The organism is Bradyrhizobium ferriligni, from assembly GCF_056837965.1.
In genome coordinates, this window is the sequence record NZ_JBXEJO010000010.1 from 1 (window position 1) to 14,055 (window position 14,055).

Here is a 14,055-nt window from a genome sequence, read left to right on the forward strand (position 1 = left end):
AGATGTGTATAAGAGTCAGAGGGAGAAGATTTCGGCCACATCAGCGCGACCGTTTCCGAGAGGTCGCCGACGTAGTCGTAGGAGTAGCCGAACAGCACCGGGTCGGCGCGTTCGGTGATCAGGTCGCGGATCAGCCCAGGCTTGGCGTGCTTGAACGACAGCGCGCCGGTCAGCGCCGCCAGCGCGTAGCCGCGGTCGGGGTCCGCGGTCTCGCGGAAATAGGCGACCAGCAGCTTGATCTTGTTGTTGCGGCCGGGCTCGTAGGCGAGGCGGTCGAGCAGCTCGGCAAAGCGGTTCATGGCTTCTTGGTCTCGCCGACGGGCTGGGCCTCGCCGGCGGGCTCCGCCTCGCCGGTCAGTGCGGCCGTCTCGCCTTCGTCCTCGTCGCCATAGCCGACCAGATCGAGCGGCCGCGCGGCAAGGCCCTTGGTCTTGCACCAATGCACCAGCGCGTCTTCCTGGCCGTGGGTGACCCAGATCTCGCCTGCACCGGTGGCGGCGATCGTCGCCGTCAGCCCGTCCCAGTCCGCATGATCCGAGATCACCAGCGGCAGCTCGACACCGCCCTGCCGGGCCCGCGCGCGCACGCGCATCCAGCCCGAGGCGAATGCGGTGACAGGATCGGGAAAGCGGCGCGTCCAGACATCGGATGTCGCGCTTGGCGGCGCCAGCGTAATGGTGCCCGCGAGCTCGGCTTTCTTCATGCCGCGTGCGGGCCGGAGCTCGCCGAGCGGAATGCCGCGCTCTTGATAGTAATAGGTGATCTTCTCCATCGCGCCATGCAAATAGATGGGCGCATCGTAGCCGGCCTCGCGCAGCAGCGCGATCACGCGCTGCGCCTTGCCGAGCGAGTAGGTGCCGACCAGATGCGCGCGCTCCGGAAACAATTTGACCGACGCCAGCAACTTGTTCACTTCGCCGGAGGCATCGCCATGGCGGAACACCGGCAATCCAAACGTCGCCTCTGATATGAAGACGTCGCAGGGCACCAGCTCGAACGGCGCGCAGGTCGGGTCGCGCGCATCCTTATAGTCGCCGGAGGCGACAATGCGGGTATCCTTGCAGGCGACCGATATCTGGGCGGAGCCCAGCACATGACCGGCGGGATGAAACGTCACCGTGACGTCGCCGAGCCTGATCTCCTCGCCATAGGCGATCGCCTGCACAGAGCCGGCGAAGTTCTCGCCATAGCGCAGCCGCATCATGTCGAGTGTTTCCTGGGTCGCGAGCACAGCGCCATGGCCCGCCCGCGCATGGTCGGAATGGCCATGGGTGATCAGCGCCCGCTCGACCGGCCTGACAGGATCGATGTGGAAGCCGCCGGGCTTGCAGCAAAGCCCGGCCGGGACGGGCATCAGGATGTCTTGCGGGCGCATCGTCCCTATATAGGCGCTCGATCCGCGATGTTTAGCCGGATCCGCAGGCTTGACCCGTGCATCCATCTCCGGAAAAAGTCCGTGCTTTGATGGATGGCCGGACCCGGCCGAGATTGGTTCCTTAAAGCGAATGGCCCCCCGCCTGTTTCTGTCCTCCGGCGACCTCGTCGCCGACCGCCGCTACGAGTTCGCGCGCGACCTGCAATTGAAGGGCGATCTGCCGGCTGCCGCCGAGCTGCTCGAACAGGCGATCGAGCTTGTGCCGAAATTCCCATCAGCCTGGTACACCTTGGGCAAGATCCGCCTGGAGCTCGGCCAGCGCGAGGCCGCGATCGCAGCGTTCCGCGGCGCGCGCGACGCCGATCCCGACGACCGTCATGGCGCCGGCCTGTACCTGATGCAGCTCGGCGTCGAGGCCGTCAGCGCGATGCCGCCGGGCTATGTCCAGACGCTGTTCGATCAATATGCGCCGCGCTTCGAGGCCGCGCTGGTCGGCGATCTCGGCTATCGCGGCCCGGCGCTGCTGTTCAAGGCGGTGCTGTCGGTGCGTGCGGGCGCAAAGCAGCCGGCCTTCTTCAAGCGTGCGATCGATCTCGGCTGCGGCACCGGGCTGGCGGCGGGTGCATTCGAGCGGCATGTCGATCGCTTCATCGGCATCGACCTGTCGCCGCGCATGATCGACAAGGCGCGCGCCACCGGCCTCTATGCCGAGCTCGAGGTCGACGACATGTTGAAGGCCGTTTCGGCCAGGCGCGAGGCCAGCGCCGAATTGATCCTGGCCGCGGATGCAATGGTCTATGTCGCCGATCTCGCGCCCGTGCTCGCCGAGGCCAGCCGTGTGCTGGTGCCGGGCGGCGTGCTTGCCTTCACGACCGAGACCCATGACGACGAAGGCGTCATCATCGGCGAGGGACTGCGCTACGCCCATAGTGCTGCTTACGTGCGCGGCTCCGTCGCCGCCGCGGGGCTGACGCTGGCGCTGCTCGACGATCTCTCGGCGCGCAATGAAGACAATATCCCGGCACCGGGACTCGTCGCCGTCGCCATCAAGCCGTGACCGCTTCACCTTCTCCCACAGGGGGAAAAGGGAAGAGACTGCCTCACGCTCCCAAACTTGAGTCTACACGCTACGCATCTGCCGTGACGCGGCATTGCGCCGCAAAGCTGTGACTTCGCGCTTGCCCGGCGCAAGGCGGAATGCGAGAGCTTTTCGCCTCAGGGAGAGAAATAATGAAAAAACATACACGGCGCGAGTTCGGCGCCACTGCATTGTCCGTGATCGCCGCGTCCGTGCTGCCTGCGCCCTTCGTCCGGGCCGCCGACAAGAAGTACGATCCGGGTGCGAGCGATACCGAGATCAAGCTCGGCCAGACCGTGCCGCATTCCGGCCCGGGCTCGCTTTATGGTGTGCTGGGGCGCGTCGGCGAAGCCTATTTCCAGATGCTGAACGACAAGGGCGGCATCAACGGCCGCAAGGTGAAATTCCTCACCATGGACGATGCCTACAGCGCGCCGAAATGCGTCGAGGCGACGCGCCGCCTGGTCGAGCAGGAGGAGGTGCTGGCGCTCTATGGCTCGCTCGGCACCGCGCCGCAGACCTCCGTGCACAAATATCTCAATTCCAAGGGCGTGCCGCAGTTGTTGCTCAATACCGGCGCCTCGAAGTGGAACGACCCGAAGAATTTCAAATGGACCATGGCGGGCCTGCCGCTCTATCCGACCGAAGCGCGCATCCTCGCCAAGCACGTCGTCAGCGTGAAGCCGAACGCCAAGGTCGGCATCCTCTACCAGAACGATGATTTCGGCCGCGACTTCCTGGGGCCGTTCAAGAAGGTGCTGGCCGATGCCGGCGGCAAGGCACAGGTGATCATGGAGCAGACCTATGATCTCACCGATCCGACGGTCGATTCGCAGCTCATCAATCTCTCGAAGTCGGGCGCCGACGTCTTCTACAACATCACCACCGGCAAGGCGACGTCGCAGTCGATCCGCAAGGTGACCGAGCTCGGCTGGAAGCCGCTGCAATTGCTGTCGGCGGGCTCGACCGGTCGCTCGATCCTGAGCGCCGCGGGCCTCGATAACGCCAAGGACATCGTCGCGATCCGCTACAACAAGGAAGTCGGCGTGCCGCGCTACGAGAAGGATCCGGACGTGGTCGCGTTCGAGGAGCTGCGCAAGAAGTACCTGCCGAACATCGACCCCGACAACACCATCGCGTTCGCCGGCTACGGCCAGGCGGCGACGATGGGCGAAATCCTGCGCCGCTGCGGCGACGACCTGACGCGCGCCAACGTGCTGAAGCACGCCACCACGCTCGCCGGTTTCCACTCGCCCTATTTCCTCGACGGCATCAATTACAGCTACACGCCCGACGACTACACGCCGATGAAGACGCTCTATGTCTCGATCTTCAACGGCAAGGATTGGGACCTCGCCGGCGAGCCGATGACGGAGTAGGGGAAGCTCTCTCTTCTCCCTCTCCCCGTTCTTACGGGGAGAGGGTTGGGGTGAGGGGCTCTCTCCGCGAGTGAGCCGCGTGGATGGACCTGTACCCCCTCACCCGGATCGCATCTGGCGATGCGACATAGCCGAAGCTTCGCTTCGGCGTTTCTTTGAACGGCCGCCAAGGGCGGCCTATGCCTCTCCCCGCAGCGGGGCGAGGTGACTCCCAAGCGCTTCGCGGCCCGCCGAGTCGCTGCCACCTGCCGCCATTTCCGTCCGCCCTCGACGAAACCGCCTGAACCACCTACCTCTTGGGCGTGTCGACGCTCGATCTCTTCTCCGTTCCGCCGTCGGAAACGGCCGATCTCCTGCCGCGCCGGTTTCGCGACTGGTTTGCCTCACGCGGCTGGTCGCCGCGCGAGCATCAGCTCGCGCTGCTGGCGAAAGCGCGGGAGGAACGCTCGGCACTGCTAATCGCGCCCACGGGAGCGGGCAAGACGCTGGCGGGGTTCTTGCCGACGCTGGTGGAGTTGAGTGGAGAGGGGCAGGGCAGAGACGGAAAGCTTGTGCCGCATACTCGATCGCCACCTCCCCCCTTGCGGGGGAGGTCGACGTCCGAAGGACGGCGGGAGAGGGGTACGCCGCTTGCTCCGAACGATACGGCTTACCCCTCTCCCCAACCCTCCCCCGCAAGGGGGGAGGGAGCCCTACCAGCGAGCGCTGCGGAGCCAAGAAAGAACCTCATCTCCACCGGTCGCGGCGTTCGCCGCAGCGGCGGGCTGCACACGCTCTACATCTCGCCGCTGAAAGCGCTCGCGGTCGATATCGCGCGCAATCTGGAGACGCCGGTCGCGGAGATGGGACTGCCGATCAGGATCGAGACCCGCACCGGCGACACGCCGGTGTCGCGGAGGCAGCGGCAGCGGCGCTATCCGCCGGATATCCTGCTCACCACGCCGGAGCAGCTGGCGCTGCTGCTGGCGTCCGACGACGCGCCCTATCTGTTTTCCTCGCTGAAGCGCATCGTGCTCGACGAACTGCATGCGCTCGTCACCTCCAAGCGCGGCGATCTGCTGTCGCTCGGACTTGCGCGGCTCTGGACCATCGCGCCGCAGATACGTGCCATTGGCCTCTCGGCGACGGTCGCCGAGCCGGAGCAGCTCGCGCGTTTCCTGGTGCCGCAGCCGGGTGGCGAGCCTGCGTCCGCCGACGTCGTCACCGCCGGCGGTGCCGCGCCGCCGGTGGTCGAGATGCTCGACACCAGGGAGCGGCTGCCGTGGTCCGGCCACAGCGCGCGCCATGCGCTGCCCGAGGTCTACGAGCTGATCAAGCGCAACAAGACCACGCTGGTGTTCGTCAACACCCGCAGCCAGGCCGAGATGCTGTTCCAGGATCTCTGGCGCATGAATGACGACGGGCTGGCGATCGCGCTGCATCACGGCTCGCTCGACGTCGCGCAGCGCCGCAAGGTCGAGGACGCGATGGCCGCGGGCCGGCTGCGCGGCGTGGTCTGCACCTCCTCGCTCGATCTCGGCGTCGACTGGGGCGATGTCGATCTCGTCATCAATATCGGCGCGCCGAAAGGTTCGTCGCGGCTGATGCAGCGGATCGGCCGCGCCAATCACCGCTTCGACGAGGCTTCGCGCGCCGTGCTGGTGCCGGCCAACCGCTTCGAGGTGCTGGAATGCCGTGTCGCGATCGACGCGATCGCGGAGAATGCGCAGGACACGCCGCCCTTGCGCTCGGGCGCGCTCGACGTACTGGCCCAGCACGTGCTCGGCTGCGCGTGCGGCAAGCCGTTCCTGTCCGATGAACTCTATGATGAGGTCAGGACCGCAGCGCCCTATGCAGCGCTGGCGCGGACCGACTTCGACGATGTCGTCGATTTCGTCGCCACCGGCGGCTACGCGCTGAAGACCTATGAGCGTTTCGCGCGCATCAAGCAGGACAAGCAGGGCCGCTGGCGCGTCACCAATCCGAAGGTGCGGCAGAGCTATCGCCTCAACGTCGGCACCATCGTCGAGGAGACCATGCTGAAGGTGCGGCTGGTGCGCTCGCGCGCCGGCGGGCAAGGGAAAAGCGGCGGATCGACCGGCGCGATCGCGCGCGGCGGCCGGATGCTCGGCGAGATCGAGGAGGTCTTCATCGAAGGCCTCGTGTCCGGCGACACTTTTGTCTTTGGCGGCGAGGTGGTGCGCTACGAGGCCTTGGTTGAAGACCAGGTCTATGTCTCCCGCGCCAATGATAAAGATGCAAAAGTGCCGTCCTACATGGGCGGCAAGTTCCCGCTCTCGACCTATCTCGCCGAACGGGTCCGCAAGCTGCTTGACAACAGCCGGGCCTGGAACGCGCTGCCGGACCAAGTGCACGACTGGCTGTCGCTGCAGCGAAAATTTTCGCGGGTGCCTGCGGTGCGCGAGCTGCTGGTGGAAACCTTTCCGCGCGGCGGCAGCCATTATCTGGTCTGCTATCCCTTCGAGGGCCGGCTCGCGCATCAGACGCTCGGTATGCTGCTGACGCGCCGGCTGGAGCGCGCCCGCGCCCGTCCGCTCGGCTTTGTCGCCAACGAGTATGCGCTTGCGGTCTGGGGCGTCGGCGATCTCTCCTTCATGATCCGGCACGGCAAGCTCGATCTCAATGCGCTGTTCGATCCCGACATGCTCGGCGATGACCTCGAAGCGTGGCTTGCGGAATCCGCGCTGATGAAGCGGACCTTCCGCAACTGCGCCATCATCTCCGGGCTGATCGCGCGCCGCTTCACCGACGAGGAGAAGTCGCGCCGCCAGGTGCTGTTCTCGACCGACCTGATCTACGACGTTTTGCGAAAACATCAGGCCGACCACGTGCTGCTGCGCGCCGCGCGCGGCGATGCCGCCACGGGGCTGCTCGATCTTCGCCGCCTCAGCGACATGCTTTCGCGCATCCACGGCCGAATCACCCACAAGGATCTCGACCACGTTTCTCCGCTTGCCGTCCCCGCGCTGCTGGAAATCGGCCGCGAGTCAGTTTATGGCGAAGCATCCGACGAGCTCCTGGCCGAGGCGGCCGAGGAACTCGTGCGGGAGGCGACGACGTAATACCGGCATTGTGGGGAACAGGACGTGACGGCAAGCGCGCTAGCTTTGCGAGACGGTGACGACATGCGCGTTTCGAGGGTCACGGTGGCGGATGTCGGATTCGTGGCCGATTTCTCCGGCGCGCTGTTCTGGGAAGCGCAGAGCCTCTTGGTGGTGTCCGACCTGCATCTGGAAAAAGGCTCGAGCTTCGCTGCCCGCGGCGTGCTGCTGCCGCCTTACGACACGGTCGCGACCCTGAGCCGGCTCGCCGCGGTCATCGCGCGGCACGATCCGCGGCAGGTGATCGCGCTCGGCGACAGCTTTCACGACCGCGATGCGCATGCGCGGCTATCGGATCCGGATCGCGAGGCGCTCGCGGCCTTGCAACTGCGGCGCAACTGGATCTGGATCTCGGGCAACCACGATCCGGCGCTGCCATCCGATCTTGGCGGCGTGGTCGCGACCGAGGTCGCGATCGGTCCGATCGCGTTCCGTCATGAGCCGACGGGTGCGAGCGGCGAGATCGCCGGCCATCTGCATCCCAAGGCGCGGGTGCCGACCCGCGGCCGCTCGATCGAGCGCCGCTGCTTCGCCTGTGACGGCGAGCGCGCGGTGATGCCGGCGTTCGGCGCCTACACCGGCGGCTTGAGCATCCGCGACGCCGCGTTCACGCGGATTTTCGGATCGCCCGGCTTCATGGCCCATGTGCTCGGCGACAACCGCGTCCACGCGTTCGTCGCGTCACGGTGTTATTAGCGATCGGCGACCAGCCGCTCCAATCTGCCATCATTCTCGGTGTCGTCCCGGGCAAGCGAAGCGCGACCCGGGACCCATAACCACCGATGATCGTTGTTGCGCGACGCTGGGCCCACAGCCTGCTTCGGCAACACAGCCCTGTGGTTATGGGTCCCTGCTTTCGCAGGGACGACAGCAGAGATTGTTGCGCGACCTCGCCTACGCCGCCTTCGCCTGCCGCGCCACACTCGCTGTCGTCCCGGGCAAGCCAACGGGTCGGCGCGAAGCGCCGCCCGATGACAGGCTCCGCGCGACCCGGGACCCATAACCACCGATGGTCGTTGTTGCGCGACGCTGGGGGCCACAGCTTGCTTCGGCAACACAGCCCTGTGGTTATGGGTCCCGGCTTTCGCCGGGACGACAGCAGAGATTGTTGCGCGACCTCGCCTAAGCCGCCTTCGCCTGCACGCTTTCGCAATACTCCGCGAGCCTGTCGGCCAGCCGCAGTGTCGCCGGGCTGGCTTCGGGGGCGGCGACGAGGGCGACCTCGGTGCGGTCGATCGGCGCAAAGCCGTCCCTTGCGGTCAGCACGCGATGCTCGGGCTGGATCGACATTTCCGACAGAATGCTGAGCCCGAGGCCCGCGGCGACGGCGGCCTGGATGCCGGCGAGGCTGGAGGAGGTGTAGGCCATGTGCCAGTTGCGGCCGGCGCTCTCCAGCGCATGGATGGCGCGGGCGCGGTAGAGACAGCCCGAGGCGAAACCGATCAGCGGAACCGAGCCGGCCGTCGTATCGCGCGGGTGGCTCTTGCTGGTGACCCAGTGCACGCGTTCAGGCCACACCGCGATGCCGCCCTTCTCATTGGCGGCGCGCTTGATCAGCGCGAGATCGAGGTCACCGCGTTCGAGATCGCGGTACAGGAACAGGCTCTGGCCGGAGCGCACGTCGAGCCGCAAGTTGGGATGGCTGCGCGCGAAAGTGGCGAGCAGCTTCGTCAGCCGATAGGCGGCAAAATCCTCGGTGATGCCGATCCGGATCGCGCCTTCGCTGCCGGGCCGCGAGAGCACGTCGCGGGCCTCTTCGGCGAGCGACAATAGCCGCCGCGCATAGGTCAACAGCCGCTCGCCGGCTTCCGTCGGGGTGACGTCCTTGCCGCTGCGGACCAGCAGCGGCTGGCCGACATCCTCCTCCAGGCGCTTGATCTGCTGGCTCACCGTCGACTGCGTGCGGTGGACACGCTCTCCGGCGCGGGTGAAGCCGCCGGCATCGACCACCGAGACGAAACTGCGCAACAGCTCCAGGTCGAGCATCGCAGCCTCCATTTAAAAATCCACTGCATGCCAGTCTATCATTTAATTTCCAAATATCAAGACGCGGGCCTAGATCATGGCCGAAGGAGAATTCGCCCATGTCCGCCGCAACCTCGTTGGCCGCCCCGCGCGCCCGCTTCAACACCCTGCCGCTGCTGATCGCCCTGTTCTGCCTGCTCTGGAGCTACGCCTTCGTCGCCGGCAAGATCGGCGTCACCGATTGCCCGCCGCTGATCCTGCTCGCCGCGCGGTTTTCGCTCGCCGGGGTTCTGATCCTCGCCATCTCCGGGGTGCGCCGCGACCAATGGGATCTCACCTGGCGCGATGCGGCGGTGTTTGCGGTGCTCGGCGTCGCCAACAACGCGCTCTATCTCGGCCTCGGCTACACCGGCCTGAAGACGGTCTCGGCCGGGCTCGGCGCGCTGATCGTCTCGGCCAATCCGGTGTTCACCGCCATGTTGGCGGCGCTGTTCCTCGGCGAGAGCATGACCTTGCGCAAGGTGATCGGTCTCGTGCTCGGCATCGTCGGCGTCGCCTTCATCGTCTGGCATCGCATATCGGTCGGATCGGACAGCCCGCACGGCATCCTGTTCACGCTGGCCTCGCTCGCCTCGATCGTGGCCGGCACGGTGCTGTTCAAGCTGCTGGCGCCGAAGGGTAGCCTGTGGATCGGCAACGGCATCCAGAACATCGCCGGCGGCCTTGCGGTGATGCCGTTCGCTTTCACGCTCTCCAGCGTCAGCGACATCGTGCCCAGCATGCGTCTCGCCGGCGCCTTCACCTTTCTCGTGCTCGGCGGCTCGATCCTGGCCTATCTGCTCTGGTTTCATCTCCTGAAAGTGTGTGGCGCGACCGCCGCAAGCGCCTATCACTTCCTGATGCCGCCGCTCGGCATGCTGTTCGCCTATCTCGTGCTCGGCGAGCATGTCGAATTTCGCGACTTGCTCGGGATCGTTCCGGTCGCGCTCGGCATTTACCTGGTGACCCGCCCGGCGGCCCCCACGAGCAGGAGTATGACGTGAGTATCACCATCACGCTGATCGGAGGCCCCACCGCCCTGATCGAGATCGACGGGTTCCGCCTGCTCACCGATCCCACCTTCGATGCACCCGGCGAGTATCAACTGCCGCATGTGAAACTGGAGAAACTGACGGGTCCCGCGCTCGGCGCGCGCGATGTCGGCGCGATCGATGCGGTGCTGCTGAGCCACGACCAGCATTCCGACAATCTCGACCATTCCGGCCGGGATTTCCTTAAAGGCGCGAAGCGCGTGCTGACGACGGAGGCCGGCGCCAGGCGGCTCGGCGGCAACGCCGAGGGCTTTGCGCCCTGGGCCACGACCGAGTTGCGGAAGGGCGGCCGGACACTCACCATCACCGCGGCGCCGGCGCGGCACGGACCGGCCGGGATCGAGCCGTTGTCCGGCGACGTCATCGGTTTCGTCGTCGAGCCGGCGAAGCCCGGCCGTCCGGTCTATGTCAGCGGCGACACCACCTGGTTCGACGGCGTCGCCGAGGTCGCGCGGCGCTTCGACTGCGGCGTGGTGCTGCCGTTCGCCGGCGCGGCGCAAACCCGCGGCCCATTCCATCTCACCATGGACACCAATGACGCGATCGAAACCGCACGCGCCTTTGCGGACGCGGTGATCGTGCCGGTTCATACCGACGGCTGGGCGCATTTCCGGCAGAGCGCGAGCGACCTGCGCGCGAGCTTCGATACGCTCGGCTTCGGCCGCCGTCTGCGCATCCTCGAACCCGGCGTCGCCACGGTCATCGAGCCGTAGGTTTCGCCTCAGGAACTTGCCGGTATTCGGCTCGTTGTCAGACGGCTGGAACCGGACATGACGCGGCAAGGGACAATCTCACCACACGACAAACATGACGATGCGCCGGCGGCGAAGCCCCGGCGCCAGCCGTTCAGTTTCAACCGCGTCCTGAAGACGCTCGGCCCCGGCCTGATCACCGGCGCATCCGACGACGACCCTTCGGGGATCGGCACCTACAGCCAGGCCGGCGCGCAACTCGGCTACGGCATTGGCTGGACCATGCTGCTGACGTTTCCGCTGATGAGCGCGATCCAGGAGATTTCGGCGCGGGTCGGCCGCGTCACCGGGCACGGCATCGCGGGCAATGTATGCAGGCATTATCCAGGCTGGCTGCTCGCCGTCGTGGTGACGCTGCTGTCGATTGCCAACACCATCAACATCGCGGCCGACCTGTCGGCCATGGCCGATGCGGCAAAGCTTCTGATCGGCGGTCCGGCCATTCTCTATGTAGTGCTGTTCGGCGTCACCTCGGTGGCCGCGCAGATCTTCATGAACTACCGGCGCTACGTCGCGATCCTGAAATGGCTGACGCTCAGCCTGTTCGCCTATGTCGCGGCGCTCGCCTTTGCCAAGGTGTCGTGGATTGAGGCCCTGGCCGGCGTGCTGCTGCCGCGCATCAGCTGGAGCGCCGACTATTTCACGACCATCGTTGCGATCCTCGGCACCACGATCTCGCCCTATCTGTTCTTCTGGCAAGCCTCGCAGGAGGCGGAGGAGCAGCGGGTCGATGTCACCAAGCATCCGCTGATCGAGCGGCATTACGGCGCCCGGCACGAATTCTCGCGCATCCGTGCCGACACCATCACCGGCATGGCATTCTCGAACCTGATCGCATTGTCGATCATCGTCACCGCCGCCGCATCGCTGCATGCCACCGGCAAGACCGACATCCAGACCTCGGCGCAGGCCGCCGAGGCGCTGCGCCCGATCGCCGGGCCCTTTGCCGAGGTGATCTTCGCGCTTGGCATCGTCGGCACCGGCCTATTGGCGATCCCGGTGCTTGCGGGTGCAACGGCCTATGCGGTCGGCGAGGGCCAGCGATGGCCGGTTGGGCTGACGCGCAGGCCGAAGGAGGCGATTGCGTTCTATTCGGTGCTGGCGCTGTCGGGCGGCATCGGCATCGCGCTCAACTTCACGCCGATCGATCCGATCGCGGCGCTGTACTGGAGCGCGGTCGTCAACGGCGTGCTCGCGGTGCCCGTGATGGTGCTGCTGATGTTCATGGCCCGCCGCCGGAACGTCATGGACCGCTTCGTGGTCGGCGGCTGGCTGTACTGGCTCGGCTGGCTCTCGACCGGCGCAATGGCGCTCAGCGTGATCGCGATGGGGATCGGATTCCTGCTGTAGCTCGTTCGAACTCCTCAACCCTCGCCGAACAGCGAGCTATCGATCTTGGTGGTCGATTTGACCTTTCGCAGGATGATCGTCGTACGGTAGCTTGCGATGTCGGTGTCCGGATGCATGAGGCGGTCGAGGATGAAGGATTGATAGCGCGCGAGGTCCGAGGACACGATCCGTAGCGAGTAATCCCAATCGCCGGCAATCATGCAACATTCGACGACCTCCGGAAGGTCGATCACCTTCCTCTCGAAGCGCGCGAAGGATTCCCTGTTCTGTTGCTTGAGACGGACCTCGACGATCACGTCGAACCCGAGTCCAACCCGCGTTGGGTCGACCAGCGCCACATAGGAATTGATGACGCCGGCCTCTTCGAGGGTGCGGACGCGTCGCATGCAGGGGGCAGACGAGAGGCCGATCCGTTCGGCCAGCTCGAGATTCGTGATGCGCCCCTCAACCTGCAGCACGTCGAGGATTTTTCGGTCGATCTCGTCGATCACGATCGCGATTCCCATTTCTTTCGCACTTTCCATCGTTTGCGCAATTTATTGCAGAAAAATGGGTGAAAAGCATCTCAAATCGCAATGTCATTGCCTTGGCGCGCGCATAGGATGTGGTGCGAGGGTTCTTGATCGCTGCGACCGAGCAGCAAGGAGCGAGCATGGCCGGAAATGACGACAAATCTTTTTGGGATCGCGCGCGGCGGCACCTCATTCGCTATGGCGGGACGTTCGCTCCCGTCATCATCGAGCGCGCCTCCGGATCCTTCGTCTATGACGCCGATGGTCGAGCCATCCTGGATTTCACGTCCGGGCAGATGAGCGCCGTGCTTGGTCACGGTCACCCGGAAATCGTCCAGACCATCAGCGAGCATGCCGAACGGCTCGACCATCTCTTCAGTGGCATGCTGACGCGCCCGGTCGTCGCGCTGGCCGAACAACTCGCGGGCCTGCTGCCGCCGGGGCTTGATCGCGTCATGCTGCTCAGCACCGGCGGCGAGTCGAACGAGGCGGCAATCAAGATGGCCAAGCTCGCCACCGGCGGCTTCGAGACCGTCGCGTTCGCACAGTCCTGGCACGGAATGACGTCTGGCGCGGCCGGAACGACCTATTCGGCCGGCCGCAAGGGCTATGGTCCCGCGCCGGTCGGCTCGCTCGCGATCCCGACGCCGAACCCCTATCGCCCGCGCTTCGGCAACACGGCCGATTGGCGGGCCGAGCTGGCCTACGCCTTCGATCTGATCGATCGCCAATCGACCGGCTCGCTCGCCTGCATGATCGCCGAGCCGATCCTCAGCTCCGGCGGGCTGATCGACCTGCCTGAAGGCTACCTTGCCGAGCTCAAAGAGCTGTGCCGGGCACGCGGCATGCTGCTGATCGTCGACGAAGCACAGACCGGCCTCGGCCGAACCGGCGCCATGTTCGCTTTCGAGCACGACGGCGCCGTGCCTGACATCCTGACCTTGTCGAAGACGCTCGGTGCCGGCCTGCCTCTGGCTGCGGTCGTCACCTCCGCCGAGATCGAAGAGCGGTGTCATGAACGTGGTTTCCTGTTCTACACGACGCATGTGTCGGACCCAATGCCGGCCGCGGTCGGGCTGAAGGTCATCGAGATCATCCTGCGCGACAGATTGGTCGAGCGCGCCAGGATAGCGGGCGCGCGGCTGAGGGACGGGCTGCTCGCACTGCAGAACCGGTTCGAATGCATCGGCGACGTGCGCGGCAGGGGGCTGATGCAGGGCATCGAGATCGTGCGCGACCGTTACAGCAAGGAGCCTGATGAAGCGCTCGGAACGCGTGTCTCCCAGCGCTGCATGCAGCTTGGACTGAGCACCAACATCGTTCAGTTGCCCGGCATGGGCAGCGTGTTCCGCATCGCCCCGCCGCTGACGATCAGCGACGACGAGATCGATCTTGGCCTCTCGATCCTCGGCGACGCGTTCGAAAGCGCGTTGCAAAGCAGGGCTGGCTAAA

At 65.8% G+C, this 14,055-nt stretch carries 11 protein-coding genes and 1 pseudogene; 8 read left to right on the top strand and 4 right to left on the bottom strand.

Features of this window, described 5'->3' with window-relative positions; translation table 11 throughout:
* Together AC1VNY_RS07665 and AC1VNY_RS07670 are read right to left on the bottom strand one after the other, a co-directional pair.
* Positions 1-299 (bottom strand): annotated as a pseudogene (locus tag AC1VNY_RS07665) (ATP-dependent DNA ligase); the annotation flags it as partial.
* A complete protein-coding gene (locus tag AC1VNY_RS07670) occupies positions 296-1,375 on the bottom strand; it encodes a ligase-associated DNA damage response exonuclease (protein WP_482404726.1) in 1,080 nt (359 codons plus the stop codon). The pseudogene AC1VNY_RS07665 and the gene AC1VNY_RS07670, both read right to left, overlap by 4 nt.
* 130 nt (positions 1,376-1,505) lie before the next feature.
* Here AC1VNY_RS07670 and AC1VNY_RS07675 point away from each other — a divergent pair, with 130 nt between their 5' ends.
* From AC1VNY_RS07675 to pdeM, 4 genes are all read left to right on the top strand, one after another.
* Positions 1,506-2,432, top strand: coding sequence for a methyltransferase domain-containing protein (locus AC1VNY_RS07675; protein ID WP_482404727.1), 927 nt, complete (start codon positions 1,506-1,508; stop codon positions 2,430-2,432).
* Positions 2,433-2,605: 173 nt separating this feature from the next.
* Positions 2,606-3,832, top strand: coding sequence for an ABC transporter substrate-binding protein (locus AC1VNY_RS07680; RefSeq protein ID WP_482404728.1), 1,227 nt, complete (start codon positions 2,606-2,608; stop codon positions 3,830-3,832).
* Between the two features lie 302 nt (positions 3,833-4,134).
* Positions 4,135-6,894 carry a ligase-associated DNA damage response DEXH box helicase gene (locus AC1VNY_RS07685; RefSeq protein ID WP_482404816.1) on the top strand — a complete coding sequence of 920 codons (2,760 nt, stop codon included), beginning with the start codon at positions 4,135-4,137 and terminating at the stop codon, positions 6,892-6,894.
* A gap of 63 nt (positions 6,895-6,957) precedes the next feature.
* Complete coding sequence (gene pdeM, locus AC1VNY_RS07690; protein WP_482404729.1) at positions 6,958-7,629, top strand: ligase-associated DNA damage response endonuclease PdeM; 672 nt, start codon at positions 6,958-6,960, stop codon at positions 7,627-7,629.
* Positions 7,630-8,055: 426 nt separating this feature from the next.
* Here the strand turns inward: pdeM and AC1VNY_RS07695 are convergent, their stop codons facing one another.
* Positions 8,056-8,919 carry a LysR family transcriptional regulator gene (locus AC1VNY_RS07695; RefSeq protein WP_482404730.1) on the bottom strand — a complete coding sequence of 288 codons (864 nt, stop codon included), beginning with the start codon at positions 8,917-8,919 and terminating at the stop codon, positions 8,056-8,058.
* 98 nt (positions 8,920-9,017) lie between these two features.
* Between AC1VNY_RS07695 and AC1VNY_RS07700 the strand changes: the two genes are divergently transcribed.
* From AC1VNY_RS07700 to AC1VNY_RS07710, 3 genes are read left to right on the top strand one after another with little or no spacing between them, the layout of a single operon-like run.
* A complete protein-coding gene (locus tag AC1VNY_RS07700; RefSeq protein WP_482404731.1) occupies positions 9,018-9,941 on the top strand; it encodes a DMT family transporter in 924 nt (307 codons plus the stop codon).
* Positions 9,938-10,702, top strand: a complete 765-nt coding sequence (locus AC1VNY_RS07705; RefSeq protein WP_482404732.1) for an MBL fold metallo-hydrolase — start codon at positions 9,938-9,940, stop codon at positions 10,700-10,702. The genes AC1VNY_RS07700 and AC1VNY_RS07705 overlap by 4 nt, the downstream gene beginning before the upstream one ends.
* 57 nt (positions 10,703-10,759) lie before the next feature.
* Positions 10,760-12,091 (top strand): NRAMP family divalent metal transporter, encoded by a 1,332-nt coding sequence (locus tag AC1VNY_RS07710; RefSeq protein ID WP_482404733.1) that lies wholly within the window; start codon positions 10,760-10,762, stop codon positions 12,089-12,091.
* A gap of 14 nt (positions 12,092-12,105) precedes the next feature.
* On the opposite strand, the gene AC1VNY_RS07715 is transcribed toward AC1VNY_RS07710, so the two are convergent.
* On the bottom strand, positions 12,106-12,597 hold the full coding sequence (locus AC1VNY_RS07715) for an Lrp/AsnC family transcriptional regulator (RefSeq protein WP_482404734.1): 492 nt from the start codon (positions 12,595-12,597) through the stop codon (positions 12,106-12,108).
* 146 nt (positions 12,598-12,743) lie between these two features.
* Between AC1VNY_RS07715 and AC1VNY_RS07720 the strand changes: the two genes are divergently transcribed.
* Positions 12,744-14,054: an aspartate aminotransferase family protein gene (locus tag AC1VNY_RS07720; protein ID WP_482404735.1), complete on the top strand. Its 1,311-nt coding sequence runs from the start codon at positions 12,744-12,746 to the stop codon at positions 14,052-14,054.
* The last annotated feature ends 1 nt before the right edge of the window (position 14,055 follow it).